Origin of the sequence: Halomonas binhaiensis (assembly GCF_008329985.2) — a bacterium.
GTDB lineage: Bacteria > Pseudomonadota > Gammaproteobacteria > Pseudomonadales > Halomonadaceae > Halomonas > Halomonas binhaiensis.
In genome coordinates this window covers 3,191,451-3,205,029 of record NZ_CP038437.2, presented here as the reverse complement: position 1 = coordinate 3,205,029, position 13,579 = coordinate 3,191,451, and the positions used below count along the sequence as shown (strand labels likewise).

General features: G+C 56.7%; 12 protein-coding genes. 8 read left to right on the top strand and 4 right to left on the bottom strand.

The annotated features are described in order from the left end of the window. Positions 1–164 precede the first annotated feature (164 nt). The gene (pepN, locus tag E4T21_RS14020) at positions 165–2,798 is read left to right on the top strand and encodes an aminopeptidase N (protein WP_149285656.1); all 2,634 of its coding nucleotides are present in this window, start codon (positions 165–167) and stop codon (positions 2,796–2,798) included. Positions 2,799–2,939: 141 nt separating this feature from the next. Here the strand turns inward: pepN and E4T21_RS14015 are convergent, their stop codons facing one another. Beyond that, on the bottom strand, positions 2,940–3,227 hold the full coding sequence (locus E4T21_RS14015) for a hypothetical protein (protein ID WP_149285655.1): 288 nt from the start codon (positions 3,225–3,227) through the stop codon (positions 2,940–2,942). Positions 3,228–3,310: 83 nt separating this feature from the next. Next, positions 3,311–4,933, bottom strand: a complete 1,623-nt coding sequence (locus tag E4T21_RS14010) for a cation:proton antiporter family protein (protein ID WP_149285654.1) — start codon at positions 4,931–4,933, stop codon at positions 3,311–3,313. 319 nt (positions 4,934–5,252) lie between these two features. Here E4T21_RS14010 and yegS point away from each other — a divergent pair, with 319 nt between their 5' ends. Genes yegS through E4T21_RS13995 form a run of 3 tightly spaced genes read left to right on the top strand, consistent with a single transcriptional unit; the run spans position 5,253 to position 7,182 of the window. Further along, positions 5,253–6,182 carry a lipid kinase YegS gene (yegS, locus tag E4T21_RS14005; protein WP_149285653.1) on the top strand — a complete coding sequence of 310 codons (930 nt, stop codon included), beginning with the start codon at positions 5,253–5,255 and terminating at the stop codon, positions 6,180–6,182. Between the two features lies 1 nt (position 6,183). Then, on the top strand, positions 6,184–6,456 hold the full coding sequence (locus E4T21_RS21730) for a hypothetical protein (RefSeq protein ID WP_240349150.1): 273 nt from the start codon (positions 6,184–6,186) through the stop codon (positions 6,454–6,456). Between the two features lie 3 nt (positions 6,457–6,459). Next, positions 6,460–7,182, top strand: a complete 723-nt coding sequence (locus E4T21_RS13995; protein ID WP_149285652.1) for a hypothetical protein — start codon at positions 6,460–6,462, stop codon at positions 7,180–7,182. A gap of 144 nt (positions 7,183–7,326) precedes the next feature. Here the strand turns inward: E4T21_RS13995 and E4T21_RS13990 are convergent, their stop codons facing one another. Beyond that, positions 7,327–7,533: a cold-shock protein gene (locus E4T21_RS13990; RefSeq protein ID WP_149285651.1), complete on the bottom strand. Its 207-nt coding sequence runs from the start codon at positions 7,531–7,533 to the stop codon at positions 7,327–7,329. Positions 7,534–7,868: 335 nt separating this feature from the next. Here E4T21_RS13990 and E4T21_RS13985 point away from each other — a divergent pair, with 335 nt between their 5' ends. Together E4T21_RS13985 and E4T21_RS13980 are read left to right on the top strand one after the other, a co-directional pair. After that, a complete protein-coding gene (locus tag E4T21_RS13985; RefSeq protein WP_149285650.1) occupies positions 7,869–8,294 on the top strand; it encodes an NINE protein in 426 nt (141 codons plus the stop codon). Beyond that, positions 8,294–8,947 (top strand): LysE family translocator, encoded by a 654-nt coding sequence (locus tag E4T21_RS13980; protein WP_149285649.1) that lies wholly within the window; start codon positions 8,294–8,296, stop codon positions 8,945–8,947. The genes E4T21_RS13985 and E4T21_RS13980 overlap by 1 nt, the downstream gene beginning before the upstream one ends. 85 nt (positions 8,948–9,032) lie before the next feature. Here the strand turns inward: E4T21_RS13980 and E4T21_RS13975 are convergent, their stop codons facing one another. Continuing rightward, positions 9,033–10,991, bottom strand: coding sequence for a transglycosylase SLT domain-containing protein (locus E4T21_RS13975; protein WP_149285648.1), 1,959 nt, complete (start codon positions 10,989–10,991; stop codon positions 9,033–9,035). Between the two features lie 183 nt (positions 10,992–11,174). On the opposite strand from E4T21_RS13975, the gene E4T21_RS13970 reads away from it, so the two are divergent. Together E4T21_RS13970 and htpG are read left to right on the top strand one after the other, a co-directional pair. Further along, positions 11,175–11,513, top strand: coding sequence for a YkvA family protein (locus E4T21_RS13970; protein WP_187775180.1), 339 nt, complete (start codon positions 11,175–11,177; stop codon positions 11,511–11,513). Positions 11,514–11,651: 138 nt separating this feature from the next. Beyond that, positions 11,652–13,556: a molecular chaperone HtpG gene (gene htpG, locus E4T21_RS13965; RefSeq protein WP_149285647.1), complete on the top strand. Its 1,905-nt coding sequence runs from the start codon at positions 11,652–11,654 to the stop codon at positions 13,554–13,556. The last annotated feature ends 23 nt before the right edge of the window (positions 13,557–13,579 follow it).

Genomic DNA, 13,579 nt, shown 5'->3' with positions numbered 1-13,579 from the left:
TATGATCCGATTTCATGGTGATCCGGTTTCATGGTGATACAGGGGCTGGTGCCAGGCCTGAGTGTTGGTGACTCGGGGTCGTCTTTGAGTCAGGCGCCTTTACCACCGTACAATTCCGTTAATCTACAAAGCCATCGACTTCTTTTTGCATGGAGCATCCCCAGATGTCCGAACATCAGCCCATTCACCTGAGCGACTATCGGCCCCCGGCCTATCTGGTCAAGCATACCGAGCTGACCTTTGATCTTGATCCGTCGGCAACGCGAGTCAAGGCGCGCCTGCACCTGCAGCGTCACCCAGAGGCTGATGCGGGAGCTCCCCTGGTGCTCGATGGGGAGGCCCTGGAGCTCAAGGCCATTGCCATGGATGGCCAGGCCCTGGAAGCGGACGAGTATGCAGTCAGCGAGACGGAGCTCACGGTTTTCCAGGTTCCAGAATCCTTCATCCTCGATACCGAGGTGGAGATCGCGCCAAAGGACAATACAGCACTGGAAGGGCTGTACCAGTCAGCCAGCATGTATTGCACCCAGTGTGAGGCAGAAGGTTTCCGTCGCATCACCTTCTATCCGGATCGCCCCGATGTGATGGCGACCTTCGCGACAACCGTGATAGGCGACAGTGGGAGTGAGCCGGTACTGTTGTCCAATGGCAACCCGGTGGAGCGTGGCGAACTGCCGAATGGTCGTCATTTTGCCACCTGGGAAGATCCACATCCCAAGCCTTCCTATCTGTTTGCCCTGGTCGCAGGGGACCTGAAGAAGGTGGAAGACCACTTCACGACCATGAGTGGGCGAGACGTCACCCTGCAGATCTGGGTCGAAGAGGAAAATCTCAACAAGACGGAGCATGCCATGGCATCTCTCAAGCGCTCTATGCGCTGGGACGAGGAAGCCTATGGACGTGAGTACGATCTTGATCTGTTCATGATTGTTGCGGTCAATGACTTCAACATGGGGGCCATGGAAAACAAGGGCCTCAATATCTTCAACTCGGCAGCGGTATTGACCCATCCTCAGACGGCAACAGATGCCACTTTCCAGCGGGTTGAAGGCATCGTGGCTCATGAGTATTTCCATAACTGGTCCGGCAACCGTGTTACTTGCCGCGACTGGTTTCAGCTGTCGCTCAAGGAGGGCTTTACGGTCTTTCGCGACCAGAGCTTCTCTGCGGAAGTCAATTCAGCCCCGGTCAAGCGTATCGAGGAAGTGTCCTTCTTCCGTACCGCACAGTTTGCCGAGGATGCCGGGCCCACTTCTCACCCTGTGCGGCCGGACAGCTACATCGAGATCGGCAACTTCTACACCCTGACCATCTATGAAAAAGGGGCGGAAGTCGTACGCATGCTGTCGAACCTGTTGGGGGCAGAGACCTTCCGCAAGGGATCGGACCTGTACTTCGCTCGTTTCGATGGCCAGGCGGTGACCATCGAGGACTTCGTCACCTGCATGGCCGAGGTTTCCGGGCTTGATCTGTCCCAGTTCATGCGCTGGTATTCCCAGGCTGGTACGCCCGAAATCGATGCCAATGGTGAGTATGACTACGCCAATGCCACCTATCGCCTGACATTGCGCCAGCGTACTCCTGCGACTCCTGGTCAGCCTGACAAGTTGCCGTTGCATATTCCTGTACGTATGGGGCTGGTAGGCACCAAGAGTGGTCGCGATCTCAACCTGACACTCGACGGTCAGGATCTGGGTACCGATACGGTCATTCATCTGCGCGAGGAAGAGCAGGAGTTCCTGTTCACGGATGTGGCTGAAGCACCGGTGCCGTCTCTGCTGCGCGGCTTCTCTGCTCCGGTCAAGTTGTTCTTCCCTTATTCCCGAGAGGAACTGGCTTTCCTGCTGGCCAACGACAGCGATGGCTTCAACCAGTGGGATGCAGGGCAGCGACTGGTATTGCTGGCGCTGGATGACCTTATTGCGGCTCATCGCAATGGTGTGGAGAAGGTCATGGATCCGCGTGTGGTCGATGCCTTCCGTGATCTGCTGTCCCAGGATACCGACGACCAGGCGGTCTTGGCGGAAATGCTGATGCTGCCCAGTGAAGCGTACATCGCTGAGCAGCAACTACTGGTGGATGTGGATGCGATTCATGCGGCGCGTGATTTCGTCAAGCAGTCCCTGGCCCATGAGTTGCGCGATGAATTCCTGACGCTGTATCAGGAAAATCAGAGTGCTGGGGCATACGCACCGACACCGGCGCAGATTGGCCGCCGTGCGTTGAAGAATGTGGCGTTGTCCTACCTGATGAGTATCGAGGATCCGCAGGCTATCACCGCCGCCAAGCAGCAATTCGATGCCGACCACAACATGACGGATGTGCGTCATGCATTGACCCTGCTGGTGCACAGCTCCCGGGGGGATATTGCCGATCCTGCGCTCAAGGCCTTTGGCACCAAGTGGGCTCACGATCCCCTGGTCATGGACCAGTGGTTCACTCTGCAGGTGACTCGCCCTCAGGCAGACGCTCTCGATCGCGTGCGTTACCTGATGCAGCATCCGGCCTTCTCACTGAAGAACCCCAACAAGGTGCGTGCCCTGATCGGTGCCTTTGCTGGTCAGAACCGGGTCAACTTCCACCGCCTGGATGGTGAAGGTTATCGCCTTCTGGCCGATGTCGTGATTGAGCTCAACCGGCTCAATCCGGAAATTGCCGCGCGGATCATCACGCCATTGACTCGCTGGCAGCGTTTTGATGAGGCGCGTCAGGACCTGATGAAGGCAGAACTCGAGCGCATTCGTCAGGAGAAGCTGTCGCCGAACCTGTATGAAATCATCGAGAAGTCCCTGGCCTGATCCGCACACTGGACAATTGCGATGAACCAACGCCGCCCTGGTTAAAGCCAGGGCGGCGTTTTCATGGAGCTCTCTCATGGGGAGCTATCTCATAAGAGCTATCTGAAACCTGACTTTGGGGTATCGAGGCCCGTGCGACCATCAGGGAAGCAGGGTGCCCAGCACGACCAGTGCAAACAGCGCCCAGAGAATGGCGGCAATGACGGCGCCCCGTATCAGGGCACGAACGGCGCGATAAAGAAAGAAAATGCCCAGGGCCAGAAATGCCATGCTGAACAGCGAAGGGGAGATGCCCAGGGAGCTGGACAGCCCATTGGCGAAGCCAGCTGCGGCGTCGTCGATCCCGGAGAACATCGCGCCCAGAGTATCAACGACAAAACGGATCATGTGGCCGAGGGTTTCACCAAGCCAGGAGAACAGGTTTTCCATACCGGATGCAGAGTTCCTGAGAAACGCAAGAGGGCAGAGTATCAACATCCAGGGGCGGAGTGGCAAGCCTCTCGTAATGTTGCTCAGCCCAACTGCTCGCTGCGTGTGACGAGTCCGGCTTGCTCTGCAGCGCTGTCTGCCAGGGCCCGTCCTGCTTCGTCATACACGTGATAGACCGCATTGGCGCCGAGTTCACGGATTGGGTCGACCTCCTCGGGGTACTCGACGATGGCGGTGATATTGCCTGGGAAATGGCGACTCCTGAGCTGTTTCAGGGCAGACAGGTTACCGGCATGATGAGGCATCGCCAGAACCACCAGGCGTATCTGAGAAGACATCAGCATCTTGTCCCAGAAGTCGGAATCTACCGCATCACCTTCGAGGATATTGAATCCTTGGCTGCTGAGTGTCTGAACACTCTTGGGATTGGAGTCAATGCCCAGTACCTTGAGACCATGTTCCTTGCTCAGGCGACGGTAAACGCTACGCCCAATGCGCCCCATGCCCAGGACGATCGCTTCGGCATCACCGATGCTGATAGGGCGGTCGTCGGCCGACAGGGTGGCGCTATCCGTGTCCGGTAAATACGGTTCGATCCAGCGATAGAACTGCTCGTTGACCGAGTTGATCAGTGCCGAGAGGATAAAGCTCATGGCCACTGCCAGGGACATGACCACCAGCCACTCAGGGGCCATCCAGCCACTGGATACGGCAATGGCGCTGACGATAAGACCAAACTCGGAATAGTTGCTCAGGCTCAGGGTGGCAAGTATCGAGGTGCGGTGCCGCATATGGAAGCGCATCAGGATAATCTGATAGACAAGGCTCTTGAGCGGCAACAGCAACACCAGCAAGGCAGCTATCCCCAGCGATGACCAGGTCGGTAGTGCAGTGAAGCCGATGCTGAAGAAGAAGCCGACCAGCAGTAGCTCCTTGATGTTGAACATGGAACGAGCCAGGTTCTGGGCGGCGGGATGAGGCGCCAGCAGCAGGCCGATGATCAACGCGCCTAGGTCGCCTTTGATGCCTGCCAGCTCAAACAGGCCATAGCCTAATACCAGCGCCATCATGATGCCGCACAACATCTGCATTTCCCCGTGCCCCATGCGCTCCAGCAGTCGACGCATATAAGGAGCCAGAGGAAGCAGGGCCAGCAGTCCAATGGCCCAGATGCTGGGTAGCTGGCCAGTGGAGGCTGTGAGAAATACCACAGCGAACAGGTCCTGCATGATCAGGATGCCAATGGCCAAACGACCATAGGATGTCTGGGTCTCACTGCGTTTTTCGAGTACCTTGACCACGAAAACAGTGCTCGAAAACGATAAGGCAAACGCCAGCACCAGCAAGGCTGGCAGGTCCATTTCCGAGATCAATGGATTGTCGCTGCTGGCGAGCAACGGCAGGGCTATGGCCTGGCCCAGGGCCAGCACTGAGGTCAGAATGGCCACAGTGGTCAGCATGTGCAGGCTGGCGCCCCCCCAGACCTCGTGTCGTAGCAGAGTGCGGATGTTGAGCTTGAGGCCGATGGTGAACAGCATCAGAGTGACACCGAGGTGCGAGACCATCGTCAAGACGGGAATTTCATCGTAGCCCATGGCGTTGAGCAGAAAGCCTCCTGCCAGAAAGCCGACCAAGGGAGGCTGGCGCAGCAACATGGCGGCAGCACCTGAAACAAAGGCTGTCAGAATGAAGATGGGTTCGATCATATGGTTGCAGAGTTCCGTTGCCGGCCATTATGGCTGATCTACAGGCAGTGTACCTGCACCAGGAGGAAGCTCGAAGAATGAATGGTGTGCATGGCCATTGCATGACGATATTGCACAGATGATGTGATATAGCTGAAAGCTCGACATTGAGAGAAACAGCAACGTTGAGAAGAAGCAGCAACAATGAAAAGAAGCTGCGGTAAAGGAAAGACCCCAGGAATCAGAGGTGGGTTTCCTGAATGCCGAATGTTGCAATCTATCAATGGTTCTTGAGTGAATCGTGGGATCATGACGGTACGAACGATAAGGACACGTCAGGATGGCTCAGCCGCCAGGTATCAATCGATTGATTCTGAACGGCCAGCGGGCTCAGCAGCCCGAGGTACGTAATGCTGTGTTTGCCTGTCGGCGAGGCGGCTTGCAGATTGAGGTCAGAGTGACCTGGGAGCAGGGCGATGCCCAGCGTCAGGCCTATATGGCAGGTTGCGAGGGAGTGAAACGTGTCATTGCCGGGGGAGGTGATGGCAGTGTCAATGAAGTGGTCAATGGCCTGATGCAGCTGCCTCGTGACAAGCGTCCGGAGCTTGCCATCATGCCCTTGGGCAGTGCCAATGACCTGGCTCGCTCATTAGGCCTGCCACCAGGACAGGCAGCCTCGCTGGATGCTGCCTGTCGCCTACCCAGCCGTTGGGTGGATGTGCCATTGATGAATGATCGCTATTTCATCAACATGGCCACGGGAGGATTCGGCGCTGCCGTGACCAGTTCAACTCCCAAACGCCTCAAGCGTTTGATGGGAGGTGGGGCCTATTCGGTGGTCGGTGCCTTCAAGGCCTGGCGCTACGAGCTCTATCAAGGGCATGTCGCCTGGGAAGGGGATGAATGTCGAGCCGGCATCTTTCTGTTGGCACTGGGCAATGGTGTGCAAGCTGGAGGCGGGCAGAAGCTGACGCCAGCAGCACGCCTCGATGATGGCCTGCTCGATGTCATGCTGGTGCGAGACTTTGCTTCTCTGAGGCAACTACATGGGATGATGAAAGAGTTGCGCGCCAGGCCATATCACGGCCAGTACGTGGATGCCTTTCGAACTCGTTGGTTGCGCTTCGAGGCAGATGGTGATCACTATCTGCCTCTCACCCTGGATGGTGAACCCTGCTTCCAAAATGCGTTCGAAGTGAGTATTTCCCCCTTGGCATTGCGCCTGGTCATGCCGGACAGTTGCCGCCTGGCTGCGCCAGCCGGGGAATAGGATGACGAGGCTGGCAAGTGATGCTTCGAAGTGCAATGCTCCTGAGTCAAAGGTTGCGAAGCGCCGCATTTCGAAGAACCGTGTTTTGAAAGACAGTCTTTTGAAGACCAATGTTTTGAAGATCAGTGTTCTGAAAAGCGACGTTTTGAAAAGCAGTGTTTTGAAAAGCGGCGTTTTGAAAAGAAAAGTTGTGAAGTGCAATGTTGATAGTTGCACCATGCCTGCCACTTTGGTGCAATTTGAGGTAATGAATGATTCAAATGATGGAGATTGAAGCATGGCACTGACCCTTCGCCAGACTGCAATTGTCGCAGCTCTGGTACTGATACTGGCTGGATGTGACAGTGATGAAGAAGCTGGTGTCAGTGAAGATGCTGGTATCCAGGACAGTGCCCCGGCACAGCAAGATGAAGCCCAGGAGTCAGAAGCACCACCACCTGCATCGACACCTGAGCCTGGAGAGGCATCTGAATCTGCATCGACACCTGAGCCTGGAGCGACACCTGAATCCGCATCAGAGTCCGCTCCCTCACCCAATGATGAGACTGCCGAGGCAGCCGAGGAGGGTGAGCTTGGCGAAGCACTTGAGGCGAACCCCGAGGATTCGAGGGAGGTGGATGCCATCATCGAAGAGACCGAGCGCCGTTTCGAAGAAGCCAGTCGCAAGATCGATGAGCAGTTTGAACAGGCCGATAGAGAAGAGCCGAGCGATCAGCCTTTGAATGAGCCTGTGCAGCAGGATGATGCTATCCAGGAAAATGAAGAGGTTCAGGTTCCGGAACCAATCCAGGATGATGGTATCTCTTTGGATGACGAGACCAGCCCTGAGGTCGACGCGATTCTCGAAGAAACCGAGCGCCGTTTCAAAGAAGCCAGTAAAGAGATCGACCAGCAGTTCAAGGAAGCCGAGCGGGAGATACCTGAGTCGGAGATACCTGAAGTCGACGGTGAGGGGGCATCTGGAACCTCGACGAACGAGTCGGGAACAGACGCACCATAACCGCCACGGCGGCGATTTTCCTCAGCACGACCGTTCCAGCAGAAGAAGGCCCACCCCCTCGGGGGTGAGCCTTGGAGGGCGTCAGGCGACGCCAGTGCTGCCCGGGAGACCCCGGGCAGCACGGTCAGCCAAAAGCCTGTCGGCTTAATCGGCCAGCTTGATGTTGGAAGCCTGAAGGCCCTTCTTGCCCTGGGTGACGTCGAAGGTGACCTTCTGGCCATCTTGCAGGGACTTGAAGCCTTCAGCCTGAATCTCGGAGAAGTGGGCGAACAGGTCGTCACCACCGTCGTCCGGAGAGATGAAGCCGTAGCCCTTGGTGTCGTTAAACCACTTGACAGTGCCAGTTGCCATTGTCGATTTCCTTAACTCGCTAGATGATAGTGCCGGCTCAGCCATCATGGGGAATCCCGCAATGTGGTCAGAGCCGTATTGCGTGGGCAAGACAAGAGAGAAGGGCGTATTGCGTGTATCGACAGAATCGAGCGATCGACAAATCGAACTACCACTGACGACATTTCCACTTGCTGTCCAACGCTGCGCGCCGTGGCAAAACTCTTGGGCATATATAAATACCCAAGTGGTGCTTTACCTCGGCTCGCCAAGTTACTGTAGATCGAAAGAGAGCCCGGCGTCCAGCAACCATCTCAATAGCGAGGGCCTGGACATGGAAATGAAAAGGAAATGCCATGAATTCAACCGTCATTCATTCCAATGATACCCATTCCAAAGTGATGGGTTACTTACTGTGGATATTCGGCTTTCTCGGTGCGCATCGCTTTTATTACGGCAAGCCCGTGACCGGTACCATCTGGTTCTTCACCCTGGGGCTTTTCTTCATCGGCTGGATCATCGACCTGTTCCTGATCCCCAGCATGGATCGCCAGGCCGACATGCGCTACCGCAGTGGTCCGATCAACTACAGTGTGTGCTGGATTCTACTGACTTTTCTTGGTGTGTTTGGTGTACACCGGTTCTATATGGGCAAGTGGATCACAGGCTTGATCTACCTGTTTACTGGGGGGCTGTTCCTGATCGGCGTGTTGTATGACTTCTGGACGCTCAACGATCAGGTCTCCCAGAAACATGCCGAGCGTATGCGGGCGCCGTTGTGATGACCGGGTTTATTGATGCTCAGTTCTTGCCCTTTGTGGTGGCCTGTACATTGCTTAGCGTGACCCCGGGCGTCGATACCCTGCTGGTGATTCGCAATACCGCTCGTGGTGGTCTGCGTGATGGTGTGCTGACCAGCCTGGCAATCTGCTTCGGGTTATTCGTGCATGCCACCGTTTCGGCGTTGGGAGTCTCGTTGATCCTGCTGCAGTCGGCCTGGGCCTTTTCGCTGCTCAAGCTGCTGGGGGCTGGATATCTGATCTGGCTGGGTATACAGAGCCTGAGGCAGGCAAGGTCCGGTCAGGGGCTGGCGGTAGAGGCGGTGAATGCGACAACCAGGCAGCGTGGAAGTGTATGGCGCCCCCTGCGTGAGGGATTGCTGTCAAATGTCCTCAACCCCAAGACCATCGTGTTCTACATGGCCTTTCTTCCGCAGTTCATCACGCCTGCCGACCCGGTCCTGGCCAAGTCTCTGTGGCTTGCCGGGGTGCATTTCGTGATTGCCAATATCTGGCAGATCATGGTGGCGGCCATGGTGGGTAGTGCCAGTGCCTGGTTGGCCAAGCCAGCATTTTCACGTTGGCTCAATGGTCTGACGGGGATGGTGCTGGTCGCCTTTGGCGTCAAGCTGGCGCTGACCAACAGGCCAGGATAAAAAGCGAGCAGGCACAAAAAGAAAAGCCATTGATGCATGCCTTTCCAGGTGATGCATCAATGGCTCGTGGCTTACTGACGGGCAATCAGCGGGATGCCATCAAGGACACGCTATACTGGCTGTTCCTTTCCTGGGGGGTCAGCACGCTGACACCCTGGGTCGAGCCGTTGTTGGCCAGGCTCTCGAAGACGACACGGTATTCGAGCACGGCACGTACGTAACGACGGGTTTCCTTGAACGGAATATGTTCGACGAACAGGTCGAACTCGCCTGGCGAGGAGCGCAGCCAGTCATCGACTCGGCCTGGCCCTGCGTTATAAGCGGCGGCAGCGGCAATGCGGTTACCGCTGTAGCGGTCGAGCATATTGCGAATATAGGTGCTGCCCAGGCGGATGTTGGTATCAGGTTCCAGGACGCCCCATCCCGGGTCACCGATACCGATACGCGAGCCAACCAAGGATGCCGTGCCAGGCATCAGTTGCATCAGGCCGCGTGCACCGGCGGGCGATATAGCACCGGGATTGTAGGCGCTCTCACGACGGGCGATTCCCATCAGCAGATAAGGGTCCACGCCATTGGTCTGTCCCCAGCGCATGAAATTGTCGCGGTAGGCGGCGGGGAAACGATAGGGCAGTGCATCCAGCATCTTGCCGTAGATGGTGGCTTGCACCGCCATGGCTGGCTGTCCTGCATGGACTGCGTAATCGGCCAGCAGGCGTGCATCCCTCGGGCTGGCAGTTTCCACGGCATGTTTCCATTCCAGGTTGGCCAGGCCGTCCTGGCCGATGCGTAGCAGGGCGTTGGTGCGCCTGACGGATGGCCAACCGGCAACCTGGGCGCGCTCAGTATCGGAAAAACGGTTGTTTTCCATGTTCAGGTTGTAAGGCTGGCCGAGTCGATCAGCGGCGACGAAAGCGAAGAAATCACGCTGACTGGCCGCCTTGGCGAAGGCGCTTTGAGCCGCAGCGGATTGACCGCGTTGCTCTAGTGCCCGCCCCAGCCAGTATTGCCAGCGTGCGGCACCCTGGGTTGCTGCCGGCATGATACCGACAGTACGTTCCACTGCTGCCCAGTCACCATCGCGAATGGCCAGGCGAGTGCGTAGCTCGAAGACTTCCGGATCACTCTGGCGTGGCAATGCCTGGTCGATCCAGCTCAGCATCTGGCGCTGGTCGCGGCGCAGGCCCCAGTACATGATCTCGCGTTCGATGTCCTGGCGATCCTGGGCAGAAAATGGACTCGCCCCTGAAAGCTGTTGCCAGGAGGCCAGGGCGCTGGATGCGGAGGTGTGTGCTGCGGCCTTGAGAGCGGCAGGGAAGAAGGCCGTATTACCTGCACAGTTGGGACCAATGCAGCTTCCTACACGTGATAGTGCGGAAGAATTGGTGGCGACGCTCTGCTGTGCAGCAACTGCGCTGGACCAGCTCGGGCCGAGGAGGCCACCCAGATGGCTGACCAGACCAGACTGATCATTTTCCCAGGCCAGCATCATGCGTTGCCAGATTTCCTGGTCATTGATTTCGCCCCGGGAGCGTAGCGAGGAGAACAGCGTGTCACAGGCATCGGGCTGGGACTTGCCCACCCGCCACAGACGACGTCCCCCTTCGGCCGCCAATGTCGGATTCTGGGAAAGCTGGGCAGTGTAGTAATAACACTGTTCTTCCGTCGTCGGTGGCTCGCCGTTGGCTACGGCCAGGACATTGGCGTAGTTGCCTACCTTGCCGTAACGAATGATGGCTTGCTCGCGCATCCATTCGCCTGTCGGAGCATCGCTATTGGCAGAAATGTAGGTCAGGACTTCCTGAGGGCTGGCAGCAGGCAGGCGCTCGCGCAGTTGGTAGTACTCCACATAACCGTGAAGTTCATGACCACGAATGGCCGACTCGTTGATCAACGAAAAATTACCGCTACGGGCGGCTTCCAGGGCGGTGCGCATGGCACTGTCGCTACCTTGGGCCATGGCTGTGGCGGGTAGGCTCAATGCTGTGGCCGTCACCAATGGAGTGAGACGGCGAAGCAAGTCTAATGACCTGGCGAATGGCATGGGGTCCCTCCAGAACGGGCGGCTAGATTGTGTTCATGGTCGCCTAGATTGGTGTGCTTTAACAGTCCTTGAAGTAAGGATTTGCTCGCTTGAACCTTGTGTGCACAGAAGGGTGCCCCCATACCATGCTCAATGCCATGGATCATCGTCACTCACCATGGTGCCGCCAGACAGGAGCTGATGATGTCGTTTTGGAACCGTATCCCCGTGATTTCTCGGGTCGCCCAGCGATCACGAGCCTTTCGTCACATCATGAGGGCACTCAAGCTGTTTCTGCCCATGCTTCAGGACGTCTTTTCCGGACGCTACAGGCCTGTACCCTGGAGTGCCTTTGTCTGGATGGCGCTGGCGCTCGCCTACCTGATTTCGCCCCTGGACCTGATTCCGGATGTCATCTTGCTGTTTGGGCTGGTTGACGATGTGTTCATCGTTGGCTGGCTGTTGACCCGAGTCGACGCCAGCCTGGCGGATTACCGAGCCTGGAAGGGCATATGGGACGCTGAAGAAGACAGTGGAAGCTGAAAGACGTTGAGAAATGTTGAAAAAAGATCCCTGGCCCCCATATTTCGATGCAGCCCACTGATACGACCCAGCGATGTCGGTTGAGGTCGGTTGGTAGATATCTTGTTGTCAATCTTGTTGAAAGGGTTTTGAGCGATCATGACCACCGCTACTCATGAAGAGACATTAGGTTTTCAGACAGAGGTCAAGCAGCTCCTCCATCTGATGATTCATTCGCTGTATTCCAATCGTGAAATCTTCCTGCGGGAACTGATTTCCAATGCTGCCGACGCTTGTGACAAGCTGCGTTATGCCGCGCTGGACAATGATGCCCTGTATGAGAATGACAGCGAGCTGAGCATCGAGATCGAGCATGATGCCGAAGCCGGTACCATCACCATCCGTGATAACGGTATTGGCATGAACCGTGAAGACGTGATCAACAACCTGGGGACCATTGCCAAGAGTGGCACTGCTGAATTTCTCAAGCAGCTCTCAGGTGAACAGCAGAAAGACGCCAAGTTGATCGGTCAATTTGGGGTAGGTTTCTACTCTGGTTTCATCGTGGCCGATGAGATGACCGTGCGTACCCGCAGGGCGGGTGATGCTGTGGATGCGGGCGTGGAGTGGCGTTCCAGGGGCGAAGGCGAATTCGTCGTCGCCGATATCGAACGCGAGAAGCATGGCACCGAGATCACGCTGCACTTGAAGAGTGATGCCAAGGAGTTTGCCGACGACTTCCGCCTGCAGAGTCTGGTGCGCAAGTATTCCGACCATATTGAAGTGCCGGTGCGTATGCCGCGTACCGAGAAGGCCCGGGATGATGAAGGCAATGAGGTGGAAGGCTCCGAGGTGACTACCTGGGAGAACGTCAATGAAGCCACGGCACTATGGGCACGCGCCAAGAGTGAAGTGTCCGAGGACGAGTACAAGGCTTTCTACAAGCATGTCGCTCACGATTTTTCTGACCCGCTGACCTGGAGCCACAACAAGGTAGAAGGCAAGCTGGAATATACCAGTCTGCTCTACGTGCCTGGCCGGGCGCCCTTCGATCTCTACGAGCGCGACGGTGCCCGTGGGGTGAAGCTGTATGTTCAGCGTGTGTTCATCATGGACGACGCCGAACAGTTCCTGCCGTTGTACCTGCGCTTTGTCAAAGGGGTCGTGGATACCCGTGACCTGTCGCTCAACGTTTCCCGTGAGCTGCTGCAGCAGGACCCGCAGGTCGACAAGATCAAGTCTGCACTGACCAAGCGTGCCCTGGACATGCTCAAGAAGCTGGCCAAGGACAAGGAAGCCTATCAGACCTTCTGGAACACTTTCGGTGCTGTCTTGAAGGAAGGTCCTGCAGAGGACTATGCCAACCGCGACAAGATTGCCGAACTGCTGCGCTTCTCTACCACTCATACCGATAGTGCGACTCAGGATCAGTCCCTGGCGGATTATGTGGAGCGGATGAAGGAAGGGCAGGACAAGATCTACTATATCGTTGCCGATGGTTTCAATGCCGCCAAGAGCAGCCCGCATCTGGAAATCTTCCGCAAGAAGGGCATCGAAGTGGTGTTGCTGCACGATCGCATCGATGAGTGGTTGATGAGCCATCTGACCGAGTTCGATGGCAAGAAGCTGGCTGATGTGGCCAAGGGCGATCTCGACCTGGGCGAGGTAGAGAACGAAGAAGAGAAGAAAGCTCAGGAAGAGACTGCCAAGGCCAAGGAAGAATTGGTCAAGCGAGTCAAGGAAGCCCTGGGTGACGAAGTCCAGGAGGTCAAGGTCACCTATCGCCTGACCGACTCTCCGGCATGTGTCGTGTTGCCTGAACATGAGATGGGCTACCAGATGCGCCGTATCATGGAAGCTGCTGGGCAGAAGCTGCCTGAGGTCAAGCCGATTCTGGAGCTGAACCCTGAGCATGCCCTGGTGGATCGCCTCGAAGGGGCTGAGGGAGAACGGTTCGCTGATTTGGCACGTATCCTGCTGGATCAGGCCATCATTGCTGAAGGTGGCCAGCTCGACGACCCGGCTGCCTATGTCAAACGCCTGAACGCGTTGTTGAGCGCATAATAGGCCAATGCGAAGTACAGGAC